Source organism: Alcaligenes sp. EGD-AK7 (genome assembly GCF_000465875.3).
GTDB classification, from domain to species: domain Bacteria; phylum Pseudomonadota; class Gammaproteobacteria; order Burkholderiales; family Burkholderiaceae_B; genus Alcaligenes; species Alcaligenes phenolicus.
In genome coordinates this window covers 451,056-474,590 of record NZ_AVOG02000012.1, presented here as the reverse complement: position 1 = coordinate 474,590, position 23,535 = coordinate 451,056, and the positions used below count along the sequence as shown (strand labels likewise).

The 23,535-nt window shown below is 56.4% G+C and carries 26 protein-coding genes; 13 read left to right on the top strand and 13 right to left on the bottom strand.

From position 1 onward, the window contains the following. The first annotated feature begins 599 nt into the window (after positions 1 to 599). Positions 600 to 965 (top strand): DUF4870 family protein, encoded by a 366-nt coding sequence (locus tag N879_RS10840; RefSeq protein WP_009459779.1) that lies wholly within the window; start codon positions 600 to 602, stop codon positions 963 to 965. Between the two features lie 191 nt (positions 966 to 1,156). Here the strand turns inward: N879_RS10840 and N879_RS10835 are convergent, their stop codons facing one another. From N879_RS10835 to N879_RS10825, 3 genes are all read right to left on the bottom strand, one after another. After that, positions 1,157 to 1,735 carry a hypothetical protein gene (locus N879_RS10835; RefSeq protein WP_009459781.1) on the bottom strand — a complete coding sequence of 193 codons (579 nt, stop codon included), beginning with the start codon at positions 1,733 to 1,735 and terminating at the stop codon, positions 1,157 to 1,159. A gap of 18 nt (positions 1,736 to 1,753) precedes the next feature. Next, positions 1,754 to 3,199, bottom strand: a complete 1,446-nt coding sequence (locus tag N879_RS10830) for a cryptochrome/photolyase family protein (RefSeq protein ID WP_021446965.1) — start codon at positions 3,197 to 3,199, stop codon at positions 1,754 to 1,756. Between the two features lie 107 nt (positions 3,200 to 3,306). Beyond that, positions 3,307 to 3,585, bottom strand: a complete 279-nt coding sequence (locus N879_RS10825; protein WP_009459783.1) for an SWIB/MDM2 domain-containing protein — start codon at positions 3,583 to 3,585, stop codon at positions 3,307 to 3,309. A 318-nt stretch (positions 3,586 to 3,903) separates the two neighbouring features. Between N879_RS10825 and pyrC the strand changes: the two genes are divergently transcribed. Both pyrC and N879_RS10815 read left to right on the top strand, forming a co-directional pair. Beyond that, on the top strand, positions 3,904 to 4,962 hold the full coding sequence (pyrC, locus tag N879_RS10820; protein ID WP_021446964.1) for a dihydroorotase: 1,059 nt from the start codon (positions 3,904 to 3,906) through the stop codon (positions 4,960 to 4,962). An 87-nt stretch (positions 4,963 to 5,049) separates the two neighbouring features. Further along, the gene (locus N879_RS10815) at positions 5,050 to 5,850 is read left to right on the top strand and encodes a hypothetical protein (protein ID WP_031232715.1); all 801 of its coding nucleotides are present in this window, start codon (positions 5,050 to 5,052) and stop codon (positions 5,848 to 5,850) included. A gap of 4 nt (positions 5,851 to 5,854) precedes the next feature. Here N879_RS10815 and ruvB read toward each other — a convergent pair whose 3' ends face one another. Further along, positions 5,855 to 6,925, bottom strand: a complete 1,071-nt coding sequence (gene ruvB / locus N879_RS10810; RefSeq protein ID WP_003803078.1) for a Holliday junction branch migration DNA helicase RuvB — start codon at positions 6,923 to 6,925, stop codon at positions 5,855 to 5,857. Between the two features lie 201 nt (positions 6,926 to 7,126). On the opposite strand from ruvB, the gene N879_RS10805 reads away from it, so the two are divergent. Then, complete coding sequence (locus N879_RS10805) at positions 7,127 to 8,086, top strand: threo-3-hydroxy-L-aspartate ammonia-lyase (protein WP_009459790.1); 960 nt, start codon at positions 7,127 to 7,129, stop codon at positions 8,084 to 8,086. A 72-nt stretch (positions 8,087 to 8,158) separates the two neighbouring features. On the opposite strand, the gene ruvA is transcribed toward N879_RS10805, so the two are convergent. The 6 genes from ruvA to N879_RS10775 form a co-directional block, all read right to left on the bottom strand. Next, complete coding sequence (ruvA, locus tag N879_RS10800; RefSeq protein WP_009459792.1) at positions 8,159 to 8,740, bottom strand: Holliday junction branch migration protein RuvA; 582 nt, start codon at positions 8,738 to 8,740, stop codon at positions 8,159 to 8,161. A gap of 18 nt (positions 8,741 to 8,758) precedes the next feature. Beyond that, positions 8,759 to 9,304, bottom strand: a complete 546-nt coding sequence (gene ruvC / locus N879_RS10795; RefSeq protein ID WP_009459794.1) for a crossover junction endodeoxyribonuclease RuvC — start codon at positions 9,302 to 9,304, stop codon at positions 8,759 to 8,761. Position 9,305: 1 nt separating this feature from the next. After that, positions 9,306 to 10,898, bottom strand: a complete 1,593-nt coding sequence (gene purH / locus N879_RS10790) for a bifunctional phosphoribosylaminoimidazolecarboxamide formyltransferase/IMP cyclohydrolase (protein ID WP_009459796.1) — start codon at positions 10,896 to 10,898, stop codon at positions 9,306 to 9,308. 26 nt (positions 10,899 to 10,924) lie between these two features. Beyond that, positions 10,925 to 11,164, bottom strand: coding sequence for a helix-turn-helix domain-containing protein (locus N879_RS10785; RefSeq protein ID WP_003803089.1), 240 nt, complete (start codon positions 11,162 to 11,164; stop codon positions 10,925 to 10,927). A 55-nt stretch (positions 11,165 to 11,219) separates the two neighbouring features. Then, positions 11,220 to 12,215 carry a tRNA dihydrouridine synthase DusB gene (gene dusB, locus N879_RS10780; protein WP_021446962.1) on the bottom strand — a complete coding sequence of 332 codons (996 nt, stop codon included), beginning with the start codon at positions 12,213 to 12,215 and terminating at the stop codon, positions 11,220 to 11,222. Between the two features lie 96 nt (positions 12,216 to 12,311). Beyond that, positions 12,312 to 13,472, bottom strand: a complete 1,161-nt coding sequence (locus N879_RS10775; RefSeq protein WP_021446961.1) for an FAD-dependent monooxygenase — start codon at positions 13,470 to 13,472, stop codon at positions 12,312 to 12,314. Between the two features lie 126 nt (positions 13,473 to 13,598). Here N879_RS10775 and N879_RS10770 point away from each other — a divergent pair, with 126 nt between their 5' ends. From N879_RS10770 to N879_RS10755, 4 genes are all read left to right on the top strand, one after another. Further along, positions 13,599 to 14,048: a hypothetical protein gene (locus N879_RS10770; protein ID WP_021446960.1), complete on the top strand. Its 450-nt coding sequence runs from the start codon at positions 13,599 to 13,601 to the stop codon at positions 14,046 to 14,048. Positions 14,049 to 14,388: 340 nt separating this feature from the next. Next, positions 14,389 to 14,724 (top strand): hypothetical protein, encoded by a 336-nt coding sequence (locus N879_RS10765; protein WP_003803097.1) that lies wholly within the window; start codon positions 14,389 to 14,391, stop codon positions 14,722 to 14,724. A gap of 33 nt (positions 14,725 to 14,757) precedes the next feature. Further along, on the top strand, positions 14,758 to 15,612 hold the full coding sequence (locus tag N879_RS10760) for a cytochrome c oxidase assembly protein (protein ID WP_009460099.1): 855 nt from the start codon (positions 14,758 to 14,760) through the stop codon (positions 15,610 to 15,612). Between the two features lie 17 nt (positions 15,613 to 15,629). Next, on the top strand, positions 15,630 to 17,123 hold the full coding sequence (locus tag N879_RS10755; protein ID WP_021446958.1) for a M48 family metalloprotease: 1,494 nt from the start codon (positions 15,630 to 15,632) through the stop codon (positions 17,121 to 17,123). Between the two features lie 28 nt (positions 17,124 to 17,151). Here N879_RS10755 and N879_RS10750 read toward each other — a convergent pair whose 3' ends face one another. Together N879_RS10750 and N879_RS10745 are read right to left on the bottom strand one after the other, a co-directional pair. Beyond that, positions 17,152 to 18,282: a YheT family hydrolase gene (locus N879_RS10750; RefSeq protein ID WP_009460098.1), complete on the bottom strand. Its 1,131-nt coding sequence runs from the start codon at positions 18,280 to 18,282 to the stop codon at positions 17,152 to 17,154. Positions 18,283 to 18,348: 66 nt separating this feature from the next. Further along, positions 18,349 to 18,561 (bottom strand): zinc-finger domain-containing protein, encoded by a 213-nt coding sequence (locus N879_RS10745; protein WP_021446957.1) that lies wholly within the window; start codon positions 18,559 to 18,561, stop codon positions 18,349 to 18,351. A 285-nt stretch (positions 18,562 to 18,846) separates the two neighbouring features. Here N879_RS10745 and N879_RS10740 point away from each other — a divergent pair, with 285 nt between their 5' ends. The 3 genes from N879_RS10740 to N879_RS10730 all read left to right on the top strand — a co-directional run bounded on the left by N879_RS10740 (position 18,847) and on the right by N879_RS10730 (position 21,358). Continuing rightward, positions 18,847 to 19,533: an AzlC family ABC transporter permease gene (locus N879_RS10740; protein WP_009460096.1), complete on the top strand. Its 687-nt coding sequence runs from the start codon at positions 18,847 to 18,849 to the stop codon at positions 19,531 to 19,533. Beyond that, positions 19,533 to 19,868 carry an AzlD domain-containing protein gene (locus tag N879_RS10735; protein ID WP_009460095.1) on the top strand — a complete coding sequence of 112 codons (336 nt, stop codon included), beginning with the start codon at positions 19,533 to 19,535 and terminating at the stop codon, positions 19,866 to 19,868. The genes N879_RS10740 and N879_RS10735 overlap by 1 nt, the downstream gene beginning before the upstream one ends. 113 nt (positions 19,869 to 19,981) lie before the next feature. After that, positions 19,982 to 21,358, top strand: a complete 1,377-nt coding sequence (locus tag N879_RS10730) for a DEAD/DEAH box helicase (protein WP_031232711.1) — start codon at positions 19,982 to 19,984, stop codon at positions 21,356 to 21,358. On the opposite strand, the gene N879_RS10725 is transcribed toward N879_RS10730, so the two are convergent. Beyond that, a complete protein-coding gene (locus tag N879_RS10725; protein ID WP_009460093.1) occupies positions 21,338 to 21,727 on the bottom strand; it encodes a thioredoxin family protein in 390 nt (129 codons plus the stop codon). The two genes, N879_RS10730 and N879_RS10725, sit on opposite strands and share 21 nt — an antisense overlap. 73 nt (positions 21,728 to 21,800) lie before the next feature. On the opposite strand from N879_RS10725, the gene N879_RS10720 reads away from it, so the two are divergent. Then, positions 21,801 to 22,619, top strand: a complete 819-nt coding sequence (locus N879_RS10720) for an EI24 domain-containing protein (RefSeq protein ID WP_009460092.1) — start codon at positions 21,801 to 21,803, stop codon at positions 22,617 to 22,619. Continuing rightward, a complete protein-coding gene (locus N879_RS10715; protein WP_021446956.1) occupies positions 22,609 to 23,418 on the top strand; it encodes a competence/damage-inducible protein A in 810 nt (269 codons plus the stop codon). Before N879_RS10720 ends, N879_RS10715 begins: the two co-directional genes overlap by 11 nt. Positions 23,419 to 23,535 lie beyond the last annotated feature (117 nt).

Genomic DNA, 23,535 nt, shown 5'->3' with positions numbered 1-23,535 from the left:
CCTTTGCGGGGGTTTTGTTTTATGCGGCGACAAAAGCGCAGGCTACCGGCCCGTCTCGGATTGCTCGAAGGCCTGACCCTGGACCGCCCGGTTCAGGCGCACCGCCACCCCTCCTGGCCCGTTCCGGGCTGCGTGTATTCCTTATTCTTACCGACGCCGATTGGCCTAAGCCTAGTAGGTCGGTCTTGGCATCCTGTCCCGGCACCAGAGGATTGGCGTTCAATCCGTCGCTGCTTACCTGTAGGGTGGTCGGTCGTTCTACTCTTGCTGTGCTGACTGTCTGTTGTTGAGACGTGGCGACAGGCCACCTCTTCTTCTTCTTTTTCTGCTGCTGCTTCTGTTTATGCTGCCGATTGCCAGGGGTAGTGACTCTAATCGGCATGCGCGGTGCCTGCTCTATGACCGGCGTGCATAACGTTTATTGCTTCAGTAACTGCATAGAATGCATAGAACGTGACTGGATCATAGAAGCGGCGTTTCACACGCCGCTTCTTCTGCCTGGATGGTGGTAGCTCTGCCACTGTCATACGGTTAATGCTCAAAGTATGGGTAAAATAGTTCGGTATAGTTATTGTTAATGCTTGTTTCAGGAGAACCGAATGAATCAGCCCATTAGCCCCGAGCTTGAACCAGGCTTGTCGCTGCGCAAGATTACGCACATCTGCTATGGCTTGTTTTCTTTGGCTATGATCAGTGCAGGTATCTTTGGTGCTGCAGCTGTAGCAGCTGTGATTCTGGCTTACGTCAAACGCGGTGATGCATCGGGCACTATTTATGCCAGCCATCTGGATTGGGTCATCAAGACTTTCTGGTGGGGACTGTTGTGGGTGGTGTTGAGCGCTTTGCTGACGACCATCTTTATTGGTTGGGTAACCGCTCTGGTAGCCATGGTATGGATCATCCACCGTCTGATTAAAGGCTGGTTGGCTTTGGCAGGTGGTCAGGCTCTGGGCCACGACTACTAACGCGATCCCATTTCAGTAGTGTTCTGGCGTAGCCCAGAAAGAAATATTTAAAAGGTGCTCAGATGAGCACCTTTTTTTATTTGATGTTGCTTTGCTTGGGCTTGCTCAGATTTGGCCAGCATCTGCTTGGCTATGCACCCCGGTTCAGGCCCTTGGTCGGTGGGTTTCACTTATCCCTGTTGAGGAAGACTTTAAGGTGCCAGCAGGTGGATCTGTTCGACATGCATATGATGCAGGCACTCACGCAGCAGCAAGAGATAAATACCCAGGTTTTGATTATTGACCAGCTGATGGATATTTTCCAAAGAGCCCGCGTTGATCATTTTCAGGCTGACCGCTCCTTGGCTGGCTGCTGCATACAGGGTGAACAGGTCGTCAATCATGTCCCGATTAAGAGTGTGCTGCTCGCTGCCTTGGGCATCTGTGAGCCAGACGCCAAGCTCTTCAGCAAACTCCCCAGCGGCAAACACCATGAACTGACGCAGATCCAGGCTGGCTGGCATGATCGCGTCTTCCACGACCTCGATAGCATGTTCCAACTGCGCTGCGCGCGAGCTGGAGTCTGCGAAACAGCTTGCCAAGAGCTGGACGCCACTAAGTTCCGGGAAGTGCTCGGTATGAACAGGGACACCCTTATGAGCCATGCTTATTTCAGCGTGATCGGAGCCGAAATCAAGGATAGCCACTTGTGCTTGAGGATGAGCGGTTTGCAGGTTTTGCAGTATTAGCGGGGTACTGGCTGGAGGTGGTGGTCGGGAGCTGTCTGACATAAATATCCTTAAGGTATTTCAATCCGTTTGCTCTTGCTCTCCTGCTTGCTTGAATAGCGCCAAAGCAAGATGCCGTTGTGTGTCGTGATCCACGATGGGGGCCGGGTAATCCTGTCCCAGCCTGAATTCGATAGGAAGCTGCTTGGCCTGCCAGGGGGCATGCACGGCCTGCTTGTCCAGAGACGCCAGCTCAGGGACATAGCGTCGTATGAATTGCCCCTCTGGATCAAATTTACGCGATTGGGTGATGGGATTAAAGATGCGAAAGTAAGGCTGCGCATCGCATCCGGTAGAGGCGGCCCATTGCCAGCCTCCCACATTGGAAGCCATATCGTAATCAAGCAGCTTCTGAGCGAAATATTGTTCACCCCAACGCCAGTCTATCAGCAAGTCTTTCACCAGAAAGGAAGCGCTGATCATACGGAGCCGGTTGTGCATATAGCCTGACTGGTTCAGTTGACGCATGGCGGCATCCACAATCGGGTAGCCAGTCCGGCCTTCTTTCCAGGCCTGGAACCAGTCTTCGCGATTAGGGAAGGGCAGATCCTTGTAGGCGGGCTTGAAGCTCTCTGAGGCCGTTTCAGGGTGGTGCCACAGGAACTGCTGATAGAACTCTCGCCAGATCAATTCGCTCAGCCATGTTGCTGCGCCCTCGGAGTCGCTGGGCCAAGCTAAAGATACCGCTTGGCGGATAGAGAGGGTTCCAAAGCGCAGATGGGGAGCCAGATAGGACACCCCTCGTTTGGCTGGAAAGTCTCGGCGCTCCTGATAAGCGTGGATTCTGGGTTCGAATTCTTCCAGCAAGGTTTGGGCGCCTTGCCAACCGGCGGGGTTCAGCAGTTTTGCGCGAGACTCGTCTTGAAAGCCCAATTGCTCCAAACCAGGCAAGGATTGCTCGGGCAGCGCGGCCCATTGGCCTTGCGAGCAGTCGTATGCTTGCACATTTTCAGATTGGATACGCGCCAGCCAATTGCGCTTGTAGGGCGTAAAAACCGTGTAGGGCTGTTTCTGTTGGGTCAGGATTTCATCCTGCGCAAAGATCACCTGGTCCTTGAACAGCTGCAGTTCCATGCCTTGTGAGGATAGAGCATGGCTGACAGCCCGATCCCGCGTGATGGCCGCAGGCTCGTAGTCCTCGTTTGTATAGACGGTTCTTGCATTCAGGCTGAACGCCAATTCTGGAATTTTCTGTACGGGGTCCCCATAAACGGTGATCAGTTCACTGCCATTTTGACGCAGTTGCTCCTGAACCTGTAGCAGGCTGTCGTAGATAAAAGCCAGTCGGACATCATTGGCGGGTAAGGATTGCAGGATGGTGCTGTCAAAGACAAACACACAGGCTACAGGCAGACCACTTTTCAAGGCATGGTGCAAGGCAGCATGATCGTGCAAACGTAGATCACGGCGTAGCCAGCACAAGGCGCGTGGGATTTGAGCGGGTGGGGTAGAGAATGAAATCGACATGAATACGAGAAAGCAGCGGACTTGATGCCGCCAAATGAAAAAAGGGCCGCGGCTGAAAGCTCAGCGGCGCGGCCCGATATTGCCAGAGGTGCCTGGGCACCCCGTGCTTATTTCAGGTGAGCGCTGACCAGCTTGGTCAGTTCAAACATGGAGACCTGGTCCTTGCCGAACAAGGGGCGCAGCTTGGCGTCGGCATTGATGTTGCGACGGTTCTTGGGATCCTGGAGATCGTGTTTCTTGATGTATTCCCAGATTTTCTTCGTAACTTCAGTACGCGGCAGCGCGCCAGAGCCAATCACCGCAGCCAGTGTTGGGCTAGGAGTGAGTGGTTTCATGAAGGCTGCATTGGGTTTGCGGGTAGCAGGCTTTTTTTCAGTGCTGGCCATGAACGGAACTCCTGAGAAACGAGTTGAAGGGGCGGGTTATGCGCTAGGGCACGACTTGTCTGTCAGCATACCGTGATACTCCCTATACGTCCAAGCCCTTTGTGAGCAAGAGCTTTGCGGGTCTGTAAGCAGATTTTCCAGTGTTTACAGGCTGCTGCAACGCACTATGGATTTGGGTTCGGGATTCCTGTGCCAATCATGCGCAGCACAGGTAGCTGTAGCATAATGATGGATTCGGCCTGCTGAAAGGCAATTTTGGCACCTGTTGCTTTATTGACGGTTCAAAGCACGGGCCTTTGTTTGATATTGAGTAAAGATATGAGCCCTACTGTGGATACCCTGGTCATTCGTCGTCCTGATGATTGGCATTTGCACCTGCGCGATGGCGCTGTGTTGGAATCGGTCTTGGGCCATACCGCGGCACAATTTGACCGGGCTATCGTCATGCCCAACCTGACGCCGCCCGTTACCGCAACGGCACAGGCTTTGGCCTACCGCGAGCGTATCCTGGCCGCTTTGGCCAAAACTGAGTACGCTGGCAAGTTTGAGCCTTTGATGACCTTGTACCTGACCGACAATACTCAGCCAGAGGAAATTATCCGCGCCAAGGAAAGCGGAGTTGTGCATGGCGTCAAGCTGTATCCTGCCGGTGCCACCACCAACTCCGACGCGGGCGTGACAGATTTGTTGAAGAACTGTTCCAAGGTGCTGGCCCAGATGCAGGAATCGGGTATGCCTTTGCTGATGCACGGAGAGGTCACAGACCCCAGCATCGACTTGTTCGACCGGGAAGCCGTATTCATCGAGCGTGTGATGATCCCCATGCGCAAGGCCTTCCCCGAACTGAAAGTGGTGTTTGAGCACCTGACCACGGCAGAGGGCGCTGCCTATGTGAGCCAGGCGGAAGGCCCGGTTGCCGCAACCATCACCGCCCATCACTTGCTCTATAACCGTAATGCTTTGTTCCAAGGCGGTTTGCAGCCACACTGGTACTGTTTGCCTGTCTTGAAGCGCGAGAAGCATCGCCAGGCCCTGGTTGACGCTGCCACCAGCGACAGCAATCGTTTCTTCCTGGGTACAGACAGTGCACCACACTCGCGTAGCCGCAAAGAACAAAGTTGTGGCTGTGCGGGCTGTTATACCGCACTGCACGCGATGGAGCTGTACGCATCGGCTTTTGACAAGGCTGGCCGTCTGGATCGCCTGGAAGCCTTTGCCAGCTTGAATGGCCCTGCTTTCTACGGCCTGCCCGTCAATGAAGGAACAATGACCTTGCAGCGCAGCCAGTTCACGATCCCCGAGTCTGTGGAGATGGCCGGTGAGCCATTGATTCCTCTGGCTGCCGGTCAAGCCCTGGACTGGAGTGTGGTGAGCTAAGGATGACAGAAGCCGCCTGGCTCCAGCGTCTTTACTAGCGCTGAGTCAGGCTGCTCTGGACAACTGGTTTCACCGCGAGATACCGTCGTGGAAACTGCTTTTCTTGATGTGGCGTGGTCTGCTTTGGCAGTCCGCATGGCCGCCACCGCTTTGGTTGTTGTTCTGGTGTCGTGGTCAGTGAGCGCATTTGGCCCATTGATTGGTGGTGCTCTGGCGGGTTTGCCCATGGTGTTGGGCCCCGGCTTCTATTTTCTGTCCCAGCAGTTCCCCGCCGATTATGTGCAGCAGGCGGCAACCTATGCCGTGTATTCGCTTAGTGCGACTCAGCTGTTTTTGCTGCTCATCATTGTTTGTGCTCCCACTTTGTCGCCTTGGCGCACCTTATTGTGTGCGGTTGCTGGTTGGGCGGTGGCCGCCTTGCTCTTGTCCTTCATGCCCGTGCAACCTGTGTTGGGGCTGGCTTTGTTTATTGCTGTGACTGCGTTCAATTTGCGCGTGTCGCGTCGTCTGGCCGGCATGAAAGGGACCAGCAAAGCAAAAGCGGGTTGGGGCTTGCTGATATTCAGAGGGGCTTTGGCAGGACTTCTGGTTGCTATCGTGACCACCAGCAGCTCTTTGCTGGGGCCGAGCTTGTCGGGGCTGATCATGGCTTTCCCCATTGGCTACACCGTGGTCGCCGTGACCATTCACCAAACCTTGGGGGCAGCCAGCTTGGTCGCGACTTTGCGTTCGGCCTTGTGGGGAACAGGCAGTCTGGCGGGGTTTTGCACCACGCTGGCGTTGACCTTCACGCATTTACACTGGCTGACAGCCTTGCTGCTGGCTGCCGCCGTGTCGATTGCGATTACCTTGCTGTTGGTGTTCCGCCCCTGGGCTCGCCGGGGCTAAGCGCTTATTCTGCGTCGAACAGATCCTGACCCTGTGTGTTGCGTGGCGGCGTGAGCCCCAGGTGACGCCAGGTGTTCAGGGTAGCAATGCGGCCTCTTGGGGTGCGTTGCAAAAAACCATGCTGGATCAGATAGGGTTCGATCACATCTTCGATCGTGTCGCGTTCTTCACCAATGGCTGCCGCCAGGCTGTCTACCCCAACCGGGCCACCGTCGAATTTATGCACGATGGCCTCCAGCAATTTTCTGTCCATCAAATCCAGGCCTTGTGGGTCCACTTCCAGCATGGACAGGGCGGCTTGTGCGCATTCGGTATGGATGATGCCGCCGGTTTTGACTTCGGCGTAATCGCGTACTCGGCGCAGAAGTCGGTTGGCAATACGCGGGGTGCCACGCGAGCGGCGGGCAATTTCGTAGGTGCCTTCATCCGTCGTGCTGACATTCAGTAGCCCGGCACTGCGCGCCACGATATGCGTCAGGTCTTTGACGTCATAAAACTCCAGACGGGACACAATGCCAAAACGGTCACGCAAGGGGTTAGTCAACATGCCGGCACGAGTCGTGGCACCGACCAGGGTGAAGGGCTGCAAATCCAGTTTGACGCTGCGCGCTGCCGGGCCTTCGCCAATAAGAATGTCAATTTGAAAGTCTTCCAGTGCCGGATACAGAATTTCTTCGACGACGGGAGACAGGCGATGGATCTCGTCAATAAACAGGACGTCGTTAGGTTCCAGGTTTGTCAGCAAGGCGGCCAGATCACCGGGGCGCTCCAGCACGGGGCCGGAAGTCTGGCGCAGGTTCACGCCCATTTCATGGGCAATGATGTGGGCCAGCGTGGTTTTACCCAAACCGGGAGGGCCAAACAGCAAGACGTGGTCCAGCGCTTCCTGGCGTTGGCGAGCAGCCGCAATAAAGATTTCCAGCTGTTCGCGCGCCCGAGCTTGCCCGACATAGTCCTCCAGCATCTTGGGTCGCAAGGCGCGTTCGATGGACTCTTCGTTGGGTGACAAGGGTTTGGGCGTAATGATGCGCTGTTCAGAAGGCAGGCTGGAGAGCGAATCGGAATGTATGGCCATGATGACTACGCTGATTGAATATACAGTATGGTACACCAAGCACCCACCGCCTGAGTATCAGGGCACATGTCAGTGTTCATGGAGTGCGCGGGCAAATCGGTCATCCGTAGCAGCCAGGCTGGATTTGTCCGGCCAGCGCTAGGCTGCTTCGCATGGCATCGCGCATAATGTGGGTTGGAGTTTTTAATCGAGATTTTAGCCATGTCCCTGGAATTACCTGATTTTGCTGATGTTGTAGCCGCCGCTGAACGCTTGGCGCCTGTGGCACACCGCACACCGGTCTTGACTTCCGCAACCTTGAACGAGCGCCTGAATGGCGAAGTCTACTTCAAGTGCGAGAACTTTCAGCGTATTGGTGCTTTCAAGTTTCGCGGTGGCTTCAATGCGCTGGCGCAGTTGAACGAGCAGCAGAAAAAAGCAGGGGTCGTCGCTTTTTCCTCGGGCAATCATGCGCAAGCTGTAGCCCTGTCGGCCAAGCTCTTGGGGATACCGGCCACCATCATCATGAATTCGGATGCTCCGGCTGCCAAATTGGCCGCAACGCGTGGCTACGGTGCCAAAGTGATCGAGTACGATCGCTTGACCCAAGATCGTGCCCAAATTGCACAAGAGCTGGTCGAGCGTGAAGGGCTGACCTTGATTCCTCCCTTTGCGCATCCTGATGTGATCGCGGGGCAGGGAACGGCGGCACTGGAGCTGCTTCAGGAAGTGCCGGACTTGCAGCAGTTCTATGTTCCATTAGGGGGCGGTGGCTTGCTGTCGGGCTGTTTGCTGGCCGCCAAGGCTATGGCACCGGCTTGTGAAGTCTTTGGTGTTGAGCCGCAGGCTGGGGATGATGCCCAGCAGTCCCTGCGTAGTGGGGAGATCGTCAAGATTGCTCCGCCTGCATCGATTGCTGATGGGGCGCTGACCCAAGCTTTGGCGCCCATGACGTTTGAGCTGATTCGCAGCATGGTCACAGATATTTTGACGGTGCCTGATACCGAGCTGGTTCAGGCCATGCGTTTCTTTGCGGAACGCATGAAGATGGTTGTGGAGCCTACAGGTTGCTTGGGTGCCGCGGCGGTAATGCGTCAGGGTGATTTGCAAGGCCGCAAGGTTGGCGTACTCATCAGTGGCGGGAATGTGGATGTATCCGCCTTGGGGCGTCTGCTCGCTTGATAAATGGAATAGTTTTTAAAAATCGGGCCGTTCATATGAACGGCCCGATTTTTTATACATAGCAGTGTCGTCTCAAGCGCGTGACAGCGATTTCAGCGCTTGCTTGATCCCTTCTGACACATCAATATCATCTGGCAAGGCTTTGACAGCAACACTGGCTTCCTTGTTGGAGTAGCCCAATGCTTCCAAAGCGTGCAGCACATCATCCCGGCTATTGGGAGCGGCGCTGACTGTACCGCCGCTGCCCAGGTCTGCACCCAGCTTGCCACGCAGTTCCAGTAAAAGACGCTCGGCTGTTTTCTTGCCTATGCCCGGAATCTTGACCAGACGGGACGTTTCCTGGCGCGTAATGGCATCAGCCAGTTCTTCTGCACTCATGCCCGAGAGCAAGGACAGGGCGGTGCGGGCACCAATGCCCGTAACTTTGATCAGTGCCTTGAAAGTGCTGCGCTCGTTCAGGCTGGAAAAGCCAAACAGCACGTGAGCATCTTCACGAATAGCCAGATGGGTGAACAGATTGACCTGTGCGCCCAGCTCTGGCATTTGGTAGAGCGTACTCATGGGGACATCGATTTCATAACCGACCCCACCCACATCCACACAGATGGTAGGTGGTTGTTTTTCGATCAAGGTACCCCGGATGCGACCTATCATGACGTTCCTTCTGGAGAGTTAACCCAAGATCCGGCCAGCGCGAATGCGACGGCGCGGCCCGGTGGTGATGGCTCCGCCTTTTTGCAGGCCGCCCACCACACTGCTGTGATGAGCATGGCTGATGGCGCAGGCCAGGGCATCGGCCGAGTCCGGTGCGGGCAGGCCGTTCAGCTGCAAGAGCCGCTGGACCATCAGCTGGATTTGTTCTTTGGCAGCATGGCCACTGCCGGTGACGGTTTTCTTGATCTGCAACGCTGTGTATTCATGTACATCCAGCCCGCCTACGGCCAGCGCACACAAAGCGGCGCCCCGTGCCTGCCCCAGCAAAAGGGTGGAGGCAGGGTTGCTGTTTACAAAGACTTTTTCGATGGCAGAGGTATCGGGCTTGCTTTGCTCAATCACTTCAGTGATATGAGTCAGAATCAGCTTTAGCCGCTCTGCCAGAGGCAGATCAGGCGGGACCACGATGGTCCCGCTGGCCACATAGCGCAAGCTGGGCCCCTGGGCGTCGATCACTCCGAAACCAGTGCGACGCAAGCCAGGGTCTATGCCCAGGATTCGCATATTAGTGACGGAAGTGGCGTGTGCCGGTCAAGACCATGGCAATACCACGCTCGTTGGCGGCGGCAATGACTTCGTCATCACGCACGCTGCCGCCGGGTTGAATCACGCAGGTGGCGCCTGCTTCGGCAACTACATCCAGACCATCACGGAAGGGGAAGAAAGCGTCGGACGCAACAGCCGAACCCTGCAGGGTCAAGCCAGCGTTTTCAGCCTTGATGGAGGCGATGCGGGCAGAGTCCACACGGCTCATCTGACCAGCGCCCACACCCAGGGTCATGCCCTGACCGCAGAACACAATGGCGTTGGATTTCACGTACTTGGCCACGTTCCAGGCAAACAGCATGTCTTGCATTTGCTGGGCGGTAGGTTGTACTTGCGTCACGACCTTGAAGGCTTCGGTGTTGTCGCGGAAGGTGTCGGGCGTTTGCACCAACCAGCCGCCGCCGACACGTTTCACGTCGAAAGCGTTGTGAGCCTGACCGGGCTGAATGCTCAGCACGCGCACGTTCTTTTTCGCGGCAAACACGTCCAGAGCACCTTGCGTGTAGGAAGGTGCCAGCAGCACTTCTACAAACTGGCTGCTGATCGCCTGGGCAGCGGCTTCGTCCACTTCACGGTTGAAGGCAATAATGCCGCCAAAGGCCGACGTTGGGTCAGTTTGGAACGCTTTGCGATAGGATTCCTCGGCGGTTTCGCCCAGAGCTACACCGCAAGGATTGGCGTGCTTGACGATGACGCAAGCGCCCGCGTCAAAGCTGCGGACACATTCCCACGCGGCATCGGCGTCAGCAATATTGTTGTAGGACAGTTCCTTGCCCTGTAGCTGCTTGTAGCGACCCAGCAGACCTTCGCCAATGGTGCCGTCTGTGTAGAAAGCCGCGCTTTGATGCGGGTTCTCGCCGTAGCGCAGAGTCTGTTCCTGTTTGAGCTGAATGGTCAGCACATTGGGCCAGGTGTTCACTTCGGGGGCGCTGTCCTGGGCAGGCTCGGCCTGAGCCAGGCTGGTGAGGTAAGCCGCAATAGCACCGTCGTAAGCGGCGGTGTGGGCGTAAACCTTGGCGGCCAGTTCCAGACGCAGGCCGTAAGAAGGGAGACCAGCAGGGCCATCCATATCAGCCAGTACGCGTTCGTAATCGACAGGGTCAATCACCACACAGGCGCCGCCTTCAGGCGTACCGTGGTTCTTGGCAGCAGCGCGCAACATGGCGGGGCCACCAATATCAATGTTCTCTACCGCATCGGCAAAGGTGCAACCCGGCTTGGCAATGGTTTCACGGAAAGGGTAGAGGTTGACGACCAGCAGATCGATACGGTCAATGCCGTGCTCTTCCAGAGTCTTCAAATGTTCGGCGCTGTCGCGACGCGCCAGCAGGCCACCGTGAATTTTTGGATGCAGTGTTTTGACACGGCCATCCAGAATTTCTGGCGAACCGGTGTGCTGGGCCACTTCGGTAACTGTCAGGCCAGCTTGGGCCAGCAGCTTTGCGGTGCCACCAGTGGATAAAAGCCGCACTCCGCGTTGGGCGAGTGCTTGGGCAAATTCGACAATACCGGTTTTGTCGGAGACAGAGAGAAGAGCTGTCTGGATTTTCATGGAAGGTGAGACGTGAGAGTTAGGAATCAGGGTTGCAGATTGTGGGCACTGAGCTTCTTGCGCAAAGTACTACGCGTGATGCCCAGCATTTCTGCGGCCTTGGATTGGTTGCCCGCGGATTTCTCCAGGGCAACTTGCAGGACAGGCCGTTCCACGCAGGAGATGACCATCGACAACAGATCGCGTGGCTCGGATTCGCCCAGATCGGCGAAGTAGCGTTCGAGGCGTTCACGTACGGACTGTTCTAGTGGGTTGGTCGTTGACATTTTTTTCTGAAGGTATACGTAGTACTTAAATACAAAAGAGCCACACAGCTGTCTGTTATTGCAGGTAGGGCTGGTCCAGGTCGCATTCTTGAAACCAGTGAGTAATGGCTTCTAATTGATCTGCACAGTTTTCGATACGATTAATCTGGTCCAGCCAGTGTCGGGAGTCCGGCATATCCGACAAATACCAGCCTATATGCTTGCGGGCAGTACGTACTCCAGTGTGCTGCCCATAGAAAGCGTAATGGTCTTGCAGGTGTTCGATCATGCAATCGCGCAGTTCGCCGAAGGTGGGGGCTGCACGATGTTCGCCATGTTCGAGGTAATGCAGGATTTCCCGGAAAATCCAGGGTCGTCCTTGCGCGGCTCGACCGATCATGACGGCATCCGCTCCGGTGTACTCTAGTACGAATTTTGCCTTTTCGGGACTATCGATATCCCCATTGGCGATGACCGGAATAGAGAGGCTGTTTTTGACTTCGCGTATGGTGTCGTATTCGGCGTGGCCCTGGTAGAAGTCGCAGCGGGTGCGGCCATGCAGGGTCAAAGCGGCGATGCCGATATCTTCGGCCAAGCGGGCAATACGAACAGCATTGCGCGATTGCGCATCCCAGCCGGTGCGGGTCTTGAGTGTAACCGGAACCTGGTAGGGAGTACATGCCTTGACAACGTGTTCAAGGATTTCAATGATGCGTGGCTCGTCACGCAAGAGGGCGGAACCCGAGGCCACGTTACACACTTTTTTGGCCGGACAACCCATATTGATATCAATGATGCGAGCGCCTTTGCTGATATTGAACACAGCGGCTTCGGCCATCATTTCAGGGTCTGAACCGGCAATCTGTACAGCTACCGGATCCGCTTCACCCTCGTGATTCAGACGTCGTGATGTTTTCACGCTGTCCCACAAGCGCTTGTTGCTGGCGGCCATCTCCGAGACGGCATAACCGGCGCCCAGCGTCTTGCACAGACGACGGTAAGGTCTGTCTGTTACTCCAGCCATGGGGGCAATGAAAATAGGGTTAGGAAGGGTCCAGGGGCCGATACGCATGGGGAAGATTTTAACCCTGCGACACGGGTTCGTGGGCAAGGACTTACAAGAAGAATAAGGGGTGGCCCCGCATCGGGGCCTGTAACGCAGGTGGGCCTAGGCGCGCATTCCTTGCAGCAGCTGTCGGGCAAATGGCTGACGGGCGAAGGGCAGGGTGTCCATGGCCAACAGTCCCAGACCACATGCATGCTGGATCAATGGATTCCTGGTGGCGAACAGACGCGGCAAGGTATCGGTGATTGCGGCAGTCAACCAGCGATCCGGGCGGCGCAGACGAGCGTAACGAGCCAAAAAGGGATCGGGGTTCTGGCTGCAATCGGCTTGCCAGGCGGCCAGACACTGTGACAATTGTGCGACATCACGCAAGCCCAGGTTCAGACCCTGACCGGCAACCGGGTGCAAGGTCTGGGCGGCATTGCCCACTGCCAGCAGGCGTTCGGACAAGCGACTGGGACCAGCATGAAAGGCAAGCGGGAAGATGTGGCGCTTGGAGACCAGCTCCAGATGTCCCAGGCGCTCTCCAAAGGCTTGCAGCATGGCGGCCTGGAACTCTTGAACAGGCAGTTCGGCCAAGGATTGGCTGCGTTCCGGGCTATTGCACCAGACAATCGCGTACAAGTCAGGAGCATCAGGGTGGGGCAGGGCCGCAAAGGGGCCGTGTTCGGTAAAGCGCTCGTAGGCCCAGCCGGTTTGAGGCTGGCTGGCGCGCACCGTCGTCAACAAGGCGTGTTGACCGTAATCGCGTCGCACGCCGGTAGGGCGGACGCCATCACACTGTACGGCAATCAAGGCTGTGGCTTGACCCGCATCGTGGTCGACCAGAATCTGTTTGGGGGCGGAGTGGGTACGGGCCTCCTGAGCGGGCAGCAGCGTGACGCCGCTGTCCCGGAGCCGGGCATGCAGGGCCCAGAGCAAATCATCGTAATGAACCACGGCGCCAAGGTCAGGTACACCCAGTTCGTCGGCTTGAATCAGACAACGGCCCAGACGTCCTTTTTGGGAAACATGCACGGTGCGCATCAGGGCGGCGCGCTCGGGCCAGGCTTTGAGCTGATTCAGAATCAGGCGACGGCTGCCGTGATTGAGGGCCAGGGTGCGTGGATCGCCCTGGGCATGTTCGGTACTGGCCAGATTGAAGTTTTTCCCCAGAACGGCAATGCGTGACGGGCTTGGGTGCTGGGCAGCCAGCATTAGCGCCAAAGATGCGCCTACGGGACCGGCGCCACAAATGGCGATGTCGTAGTCGGTGGCATTCATGGGGGACCTCATGACGGCAAGGAAGTAATTCAGGTATTGTACGGGAAGGTGGCTGTCAAATTGGCTTTAAGCAAATGACAGCTGTGCGCAATGGCTGGCAGCACAAGCCCGGATTGGATGCCCTGCATGTCTCAGCAGACTTTGTCATTTGAACAGACCAAACCTTTTCGCCATAAAGTCACCGCTGCGTGGCTGTCTCTTCTATTAGGTGTGGTGGGCGCACAGCACCGCTATCTGGGCAGACGTTTTTGGTATGTCCCTTTGATGTTTACCAGCCTGGCCATTCTGGGAACGCTGATGTTTCAGCAGGGGCTGGATTCGTTATTCCCCAATTTGCTGATCTTGCCGGTCAGTGCCGGGATTATCGAGGCCGTGATTCTGGCGCTGCGTAGCCCCGAAAAATTTGACGCGCTCTACAACCCCCAAAGCGAGCAACACAATCAGCATGGCTGGCCCAGCGTCCTGACAGCGGTGGTCTCGACGGTTGCCTTTGCCAATATCAGCCTGTTCTGGCTGGTACACATCATCATGGCCTTTTATCGTTATATGGGCTGGCTGGATCTGTCTGTGTATTAAACACATCAAGTGCCTTGTAAAGTAAAGGTTTTTCACAGGCCTGCCCTTGTGGCGAGGGCTTGCGCACGTTACAATACGGGTTCTTTAGTTTTATAGGAGCTGTGTGGTGAATCCCGACCCCGGCGACAGTGCTAGTCGATCTATGTTCGACCTATCTATGTCCAGGCGCGTTCAGGCCCGCTGATTCCTTCACAGCTTGCCGCGTCCTGGAAATTTCAGGGCGTGGTGTCTCAGGCGGCTGTTCTGCTGCCTCAAATTCCCCGCCATTTCATTCTCTGGAAAGCCCTTGGCTTTCTGAATCCTGATGTGTTGCAACTTTAATGTGCAATAGGGGGAATGTATGCGTATTTTCGATCTCTTTTTGCGCCGTGCCGGCATCCAGGCTTCTGCCCTGCGTGCTCGTGCCCCTTTGTCCGTCTCCCGTTTGACGGTTGTCTGCCCTCGTGGCGATCTGGCCCAGATCCGGCGTCGTATTTACTCGGACCTGAATACCGCGGGCATCCGCGTGGCCAATGTGCAGGTAGACCATTCCGATACGCACGATACGGCGTGCGTGACCTTGACTTGCCCGCCTGAGCTGCGTGCAGAACTGATGCAGCGTGCCCGACTGATTCGGGATTATCCCGGTGTGCTGAATGTGAAGTGGGCAGGGCGGGAGCGTATTGCTATAAACTAAACCGCAACTGGATTTGTTGCGGATGGCGCTGCTATGTCCTTGCTCGACTGGCTGACACCTTGGGAGTTTTCTCCTGTTCTGCTTTTGACCTTCTTGCTGGTCATCGCTTTGTACGTCCGGGGGCGGCAAGTACACCGCCCCAATCTTTTGCGCCAGTCCTTCTTCTGGATTGGCCTGATTCTCCTCTACCTTTCCTTGCACACGCGCCTGGACTATTACGCCGAGCGCATGTTCTTCATCCATCGGGCCCAGCATTTGATCTTGCATCATCTGGGCCCCTTGTTCCTGATGGGTGCCTATCCCGGTCAAACCTTGCGTGCGGGGCTGCCGTTGAGCTGGCGGCGGGCTTTGGCTCAATGGTTGCGCCGACCCAGTGGCCGACGTGTTCAGGCTGTCCTGACCAACCCGATACTGGTCGCCTTTCTGTTTGTTTTCCTGGTCCTGATCTGGATGCTGCCTACGGTGCAGTTCTATTCCATGCTGGACTGGCGTTTGTACCGTTTGATGAACTGGTCTGTGGTCATCAGCGGGATCATGTACTGGAACCTGATTCTGGATCGTCGGCCTTCACCACCGGCCCGGCTGTCGGTGGGTGGGCGTATACTTTCGCCGGTTATTACGATGGTGCCACAGATGATTGTGGGCGCCATCATCACATTTACTGAATATGACCTTTATCCGATTTTCGATTTATGCGGTCGTGCCATTCCGGGTATGGATGCGCTGGCTGATCAGGTCATGGGTGGCCTGATTATGTGGGTGCTGGCCGGTCTGGTTGAAGTGTTTGGCCTTTTGTATGCCTTGGGCACCTTGATGCGCCTGTCAGCGCGTCACCGTTTGCCAGAATCTCGCAAGCGGACAAGCGCTATGATGGTCAGGGCCAATTGATTTTGTCGGGAGTATCCATGCAGTTTAAACCCGCCCGTTCCGCGCTTTCTCTATGTCTGGCTTTGTCGCTGGCTTTCGGTTCAGTGTTGCCTGTGCAGGCGCAGCCTGTGGGCATCCCTTCAATGGGAGCAGCTTCGGGTGCCGAGTTGTCTCCGGTTTTGGAGCGGACTTTGGGCAATGCCATCATGGAGCAGGGCAGGCGTTCACCCGACTATGTCTCGGACCCGGACATCAATCAGTATTTGACGGATATGGGCCGCAAGCTGGCCCAGTACGGTCCTGCCATGGCGCAGCCAGTGACGGTATTTGCCCTGCGTGATAGCAGCATCAACGCCTTCGCCTTGCCCGGTGGCTATATCGGTATTCATAGCGGTCTGTTCACGGCTTCACAGTCCGAGTCCGAATTGGCCTCGGTGCTGGCTCACGAAATTGCCCACGTAGCGCAACGTCACGTTGCTCGCGGTATTACCCAAAGTGCGCAAAGCAACCATTTGCTGATTGCTGCTCTGGCCGGAGCCTTGTTGGGGGCCCTGGCGGGCAGTGGTGACCTGGCGATGGGGGCGGCTGCTTTCGGACAAGCAGCGGCCGTGGATAGGCAGCTGGGTTTTTCTCGTCAGGCCGAGCAAGAAGCTGACCGCGTCGGTTTCGAGATGCTGCTCAAGGCTGGTTATGAGCCACAAGGCATGGTGCAGATGTTTCAGCGTCTGGCCGCGGCTTCGCGTCTGAATGAGCGCGCGACAGCCAATGAGTACGCCAGCACTCACCCCATGTCTCAGCAGCGTGAATCGGACATCAGTAACCGGGTGCGCGGTCTGCCAGCCAGTAATTATCAGGACACCCCTTCGTTCTGGTATATCCGTGCGAAGTTGATGGTGATGCAGGCTGGGGGTGGGCAGTCCTTGCGTGTTCTGGAGCAGGCGCTGCAAAGCACGAACCAGTCACAAAGTGATCTGGAGCGCTCTGCGGCGCAATACGGTCTGGCCTATATTGCGCAAGGCCGTCAGGATTATGAACAGGCTCGTGCGCATCTGACCGAAGCGCGGGGACAGGGCAAATTCCAGGCTCCGGAGCTGGATACCCTGGGTATACGCATTGCGATTGCCGATCGAGATGTGCAAGGTGCTTTGAATTTGGCCAAGCAGGCCTGGCAGCGTTGGCCCAAGAGCCAAGGGGTGGCTTTGGCTTATGTGCAGGTCTTGCAGCAATTGGGGCAAAACGATCAGGCGCAGGCTTTCTTGATGGAGCGTATCAAGCAATGGCCTGATGAACCCCAGCTGCATCAGTTGCTGGCACAAACCTATGATCGTTTGGGCGACGGTGTAAAGGCCCGACGTACCATGGCTGAGTACTATGAATTAGTGGGGGCTCTGCCTACCGCTGTGGAGCAATTGCAGCAGGCGCGCAATTTGACCCAGGACTTCTATCAGCAATCCGAGCTGGATACGCAGATTCGTCAATTGCGTGAACGTGTGGAAAGTGAGCGTATCTTGCTGGAGCGTTTCCGCTCCTGATGAGCCCGCAGGCCCGCTTTAGCCAATCTTAGCTATTGGTTTCAAAGAAGCGGGCCAGTCTTGCGGGTAACCAACCCATATTGCCGGGGATGCTGCCCGTGATGAAACCGACGTGCCCGCCTTCGGCAGGTTGATGCAGCAGGATGGAGTCCGAGCAGTCCTGAATGGTCGGCAAGCTGGCATGCGGCACGAAAGGATCGTTGCGAGCATTCAAAACGAGCGTAGGGATTTTGATATTGCGCAGCAAAGGCTTGCTGGATGCGCGCGTCCAGTAATCCAGCGCATGGCTGAAGCCGTGCATGGGCGCGGTATAAATGTCGTCGAAGTCGCGTATGGTGCGGGCCTGATTCAAGCGGGCCGTATCGACCATGCCTGGAAAACGGTGGGTCTTGTCCTGCAGCTTGCTGCGCATGCTTTTCAGAAAATAGGGCGAGTAAAACCAGCGGCCCATTCGGGATTCGGACAGGTAGCGGCCGCAAGCGACCAGATCCAGTGGTACCGAAATGGATGCACATGCCTGCAACCAGGACACTTCATCACCCGCTTCCCCCAAATATTTGAGCATGGCATTGCCGCCCAGCGAGGTGCCGGCTACGTGCCAGCGCACATTGGGCAGATGGCCTCGAACCGTATTCAGGATAAAGCTGATTTCTTCCGAGTCACCCGAGTAATAGGCGCGTGCCATGCGATTCGGGAAGCCCGAGCAGCCCCGGAAATGAGCGACCACCACAATCCAGCCACGGGCGCGGAAGTACTGGGCGATTGCCTGGATGTAATGGCTGCGGCTGCTGCCTTCCAGCCCATGAAACAGAACCAGGGCATGGGTATCGGCCGTGCTGGGCAGGCTGTCCCAATCCTGGGGTTGCATCCAGCGACGGGCGGCGGTGCGGGATAAGTGGGCGTCGGGTTGGGCGGTGGCACCGTTGGCCAGCTTGTCGGCAAACAGACCAGGCCCGGTCCAGTCCAGGTCCAGGAAGTCGCCATCGGGTGTATCAATCCTTTGACGGACAAAGGCGATATGGTGATGGCGGGCAAAAAATGCCCCATGAATGGTCTGTATGTGTCCGCCAGGTAACCAGGCGGGCAGGGGGCAGGCGCTGGCATCCAGACGGGCAACCGTATCGGCATGACGCCAGGGTTGCGCGTCAGCTCCGGGCACAGGGCCCGGCTCTATCGCATTGCCAGAGGGGGGAGCAGTGGGGTCCAACGAAGCCAGATTCAGAAATTAATGACCGTGAACTTTCTCGCCTTCTTTCAGGCGGTAGCGGGCACCACAGTAAGGGCAAGCGGCTTCGCCGGTCTTGCTGATATCGATATACACGCGGGGGTGCATGTTCCACAGTGTGCCACCTGGACGGGGGCAGTGCACGGGCAGATCGTCGGCTCCGACCATAATCAGTTCGTGATCTGCTTTTTTAGGTTCGATAGCGGCGCTCATAAGGTTCCTGATAACAATGAGAGAGGTAAGAATACCGTGCACGCAACGGCGGTGCCGAACTTTACGTGCGTAGACTAGCGATTGTAGCAAGACCCGGCCTGTTTTTTCTTGACCTTATCAACAGAGCAAGATGTTCGTGCCTCGGTTTTGCTTCTAGAATAAGAAAAATCATAAGCAAAGCTGCCGCCGCTGTTTACAGCTTGCGGGCAGCACATCTCAGGAGACGGCGTGTCAGCCATCACAAGATTATCGGCCTTGTTGCCTAGTGCACAGGATCGTGTACACATGCGCGCCGGTTTCATCGACTTCATTCCCGCCTTGATTGCCACTGTGGTCTGGGGCTTTGTAACGGGCGTGGCCATGGTCAAGTCCGGCTTGAGCGGGTTTGAGGCCACCTTGATGACCTTGTTTGTGTATGCGGGCTCGGCCCAGCTGACGGCCTTGCCGCTGATCGAGTCCCACGCGCCCTTGTGGTTGATTTTCACTGCCGGGTTCATCGTCAATATTCGCTTCATTATTTTTGGAGCGGCCTTGCAGCCTTTTTTTCGTCATCTGAGCTGGAAGAAACGCCTGGGCCTGGGCTATATCACCAGTGACATGGTGTTTGTGCTGTTCATGTCCAAGTATGGCGACTCCAAAGAGCGCGGCTCTCGCGAGCATCTTTGGTATTACCTGGGAATCATCCTGCCTGGTTGGCTAAGCTGGCAGATTGCCTCCTTGTCAGGCATTGTGCTCAGTGCCTATGTGCCGCCTTCCTGGTCGCTGGAGTTTGCGGCCATTCTGGCCCTGCTGGCGCTCCTGATTCCCTTGGTCAACAACCGTGCCATGTGGGCCTGTTTGATTACGGCCAGCGTGATTGCATGGGTCGGACAGGCGCTGCCCCTGCGTTTGGGGCTGGTGGCAGCGGTGCTTGGCGGAGTGCTGGCTGGCGTGGCGGCAGAACAACTGCAACGGCATAGGGATGCACGGTGATGAGCGATTGGCAGTATGATTGGTACGTTTTGGGTGCAATCGCCCTGTTGGTGTTGTGCAGCTTGCTCACCCGCTCCGGCTATTTCATGTTTGGTGATTTGCTGCCCCTGACCGAACGTATGCGGCGCGCCTTGCGCTTTGCTCCGGTAGCTGCTCTGGCAGCAATCATTATCCCGGAACTTTTGCCTTGGGCTTACGGCGACACCCCCCGATTGGATATTAAAGCTCTGGCCAGCCTGGTGGCTGTGCTGGTGTTCATCCGTACCCGTAACGCTGTTTGGGTAATCGTGGCCGGGATGGTGGCGTTCTGGCTGATACGTGCCGTGATGCCATAAAATCCTGACCCGAGTACTGACATGCCCGTGACTGCTGTGAGGCAGGCGGGCATAAGTTAAAATAGGATTGTTACAAATGCTTGCCACTGGTGGCAAGCCGACTTTTTGCGTACATGACAGATAAAACTCCTTCGACCCCCAATGACCTTACGTTTGCTGATTTCGGTCTGCACCCTGGAATATTAAGCGCCGTTACCGAGGCGGGATATTCCAAGCCTACGCCTATTCAGGCCGAGGCGATTCCCGTGGTGCTGGCCGGCCGTGATGTCATGGGGGCAGCCCAGACGGGTACAGGTAAGACGGCAGCCTTTTCCTTGCCTATCCTGAATCGTCTGATGGCGCACGCCACGACCAGCGCTTCGCCCGCCCGCCACCCGGTGCGGGCTTTGGTGTTGACACCAACACGCGAGCTGGCCGACCAGGTGGCCGAGAGCATTGCGCTCTACAGCAAATCGGTCCCCTTGCGCTCGACGGTGGTGTTCGGTGGTGTGGATATTGGTCCGCAAAAAGAAGCCCTGCGCCGTGGTGTTGAAATTGTCATCGCCACCCCAGGTCGTCTGCTTGATCACATTGATCAGCGCACGATCAACTTGAGCCAGGTCAGCATTCTGGTGCTGGATGAGGCTGATCGCATGCTGGATATGGGCTTCCTGCCCGATCTGGACCGTATTGTGTCCTTGCTGCCCAAGAATCGTCAGGGCCTGTTGTTCTCGGCGACGTTCAGCAAGGAGATCCGCAAGCTGGCCCGCAACTTCCTGAATGATCCGGTCGAGATCGAAGTGGCTGCCCGTAACGCGACCGCATCGACAGTCACCCAGGTGGTGTACCCCATGTCGGCGGACGAGAAGCGTCGTGCCGTGGCGCATCTGATCAAGACCAAGAAGCTGACCCAGACTATCGTCTTTTCCAATACCAAGATTGGTGCTGGTCAACTGGCCCGCTATCTGGAGCGTGAAGGCATCAAGGCGGAATCCATCCACGGCAATAAAAGCCAGCTGGAGCGCATGAAGGTACTGGACGCCTTCAAGAGCGGCAGTGTGGATGTGTTGGTAGCAACTGATGTGGCCGCCCGCGGTCTGGACGTGGCCGGTATGCCTTGCGTGATCAACGTGGACTTGCCGTACAACGCTGAAGACTACGTGCACCGTATTGGCCGTACTGGTCGTGCTGGCGCCTCGGGTGAAGCCATTGCCCTGATGGCTCCTGATGAAGAGCATTTGCTGCAAGAAATTGAGAAGCTGATTGGCACGTCTGTGCCACGTCTGAAGCTGGATCTGCCAGCGGCTGCCTCCTCGTCCCGTTCCGGTTCCAACCGTCACGAGCGTGGCGAGCGTCGTTCGTATCAGTCGAACACGCCACCCGTGGATGAATTTTTCCTCAAGCCTTACGAGCCATCGACCGCTGCTGCGCCCAAGCCAGCGGTGACGACTCCTTCCAATACAACGCGCAAGCGTTCGGTGGGTGTGCTGTTAGGCGGCGGCCGCTACTAAGGCGCGCAAATCCCCAGGCCCGGCATCAACGACCGGGCTGCGTTCGGAGATGCTGTGCACCAGACGCTCCAGATGTTCGATATGAGGCAGCATGGGACCGTAGAAAACGGTCCCATTTTCGTTCTGGATCAGCAGCGTGGGGAAATCTTCAATATCTTCATCGCCCACTAGCTCGGGCTGCTCTTCAATATCAATCCAGATCAGGCAAGCCTGGGGAAACTGTGTGGCCAAAGCCTCAAAAGCGGGTTGATACTGCTGACAGGTTTTGCACCATTCGGCGCAGAAACAGGCAATCAACAAAGCATCGGGTTCGGCTTGCAGGTGGGCCGCCAGGGCGGTCAGATCGTGTTGGGCGTTGAACAAGGCCATAATTTCATACAGACAAAAAGAAGCGACTGTGTCTATGATACTCGGGTAATCGATTTTGCTTAGCAGGAGCAGTATGTCCGTATCTTCGTCTGCCCCATTGCGATCGGGCCCTGCTGGCGGTTGGGCCAGCATCTCCATCGCCTTCAAGCGTTCTTTGGTGTCGCAATTTCAGCCACGCATGCTGGTGGCCCTGGTCATGCCTTTCCTGATCATGTTTGTGGGCCTGATTTTACTGAGCTGGCTATTGTGGACCCCTATTCAGACCTGGTTGCTGGAGCTGCTGGGGGGCTGGAATGCCTTTGAATCCGTGGATCAGTGGTTGGTGGGCTTGGGCCTGTTCTCGCTGAAAGTGTATCTGGCGCCCTTGTTGGCTTTAGGCATTTTGTTGCCTCTGGCCGGTGTGTTGGGCCTGATTATTGCCGCTGTGCTGGTCATGCCTTTGGTCCTGGGCCATTTGCAGCAGAAAGACTATCCCGATCTGATCAAGCAAGGCCACAATGCCACGGTCTACAGCGTCTGGAACGCGGTGTGGGTGGGAACCTTGTTTGTAGTGGGTTGGCTGGTCACCTTGCCGTTATGGATTTTTCCTCCTTTTGCGCTGATTTTGCCCGTGCTGTGGTGGGTTTTTGCCCTGACGCGCATGTTGCAGGTGGATTCCCTGGTTGAGCACGCGAATGTGCAAGAGCGCAAATATCTGTGGTCCCGTCTGAATAGCCAGTACTGGTTGATCGGTCTGATCTTTGCCCTTTTGAACCTGATTCCACCGGCCTGGCTGGTCTTGCCTGTGTTCTCGGCTCTGGTGTTTGCCCACTTCTCTTTGGAAAACCTTCGTCGCCTGCGCCAGCACGAGGCAGCAGCGGCTTCTACTACGCTTATTGACCATGACAACTAAGGATCAAGCCATTATTCGTCTGATTATTATTGGCGACGAAATCCTGTCGGGACGTCGCTACGATAAACACTTTTCAAAACTGATCGAGCTGCTGGGGGCCAGGGGCTTGCAGCTGGGAGGCGCCCAGATCATCCCTGATGACCTGGATACGATTGCCGCCACCCTGGAGCGCAGTTTTGCGACGCCGGATATTGTGTTTTGCTGTGGTGGGATTGGTGCGACACCGGATGATCAAACCCGCCAGGCGGCGGCCAAGGCTTTGGGTGTGGAGCTGAGGCTGCATCCCGAGGCCGCAGCCTTGATTGCTGAGCGCTGTGCTGAAAATGAGCGTAATGGCGTGGGTAGTGCGGATATGTCCTTGCCCGAGAACCAGCAGCGCCTGCAGATGGGTGTGTTCCCGGTGGGTGCCGAAATTGTGCCCAACGTCTACAACAAGATTCCCGGTTTTTTCATTCACAATCACACCTTCATGCCGGGTTTTCCTGTGATGGCCTGGCCCATGATGGAGTGGACGCTGGATACTCGCTATCGGGAACTGCACCATCTGGCTCATCGAGTCGAACACTCTTTCCTGGCCTTTAACTTGCCAGAGTCGCGTATTACGCCGGCCATGGAGCATGTAGAGCTGACTTGGCCAGGTGTGAAAGCGTTTAGCCTGCCCAGCGTGGGGGAAGCGGGCGGACAGCCACATATTGATCTGGGCGTTAAAGGGGAGCCGGAACCGGCGGCAGAGGCCTTGGCTTATTTGCGCCAGCAGGTGCTGGACTTGGGCGGGAGCTTGAGCCCTGCGCTAAAATAGCGCTTGCCAAGCGCGCGACCATTTCATATTATGGAATTTGTTGCGTTGCATCATAATTCTCCTAATAATGACAACAAATTCCTTTACGCCCTCAGGCGCGTCGTCAAACAATGGTGG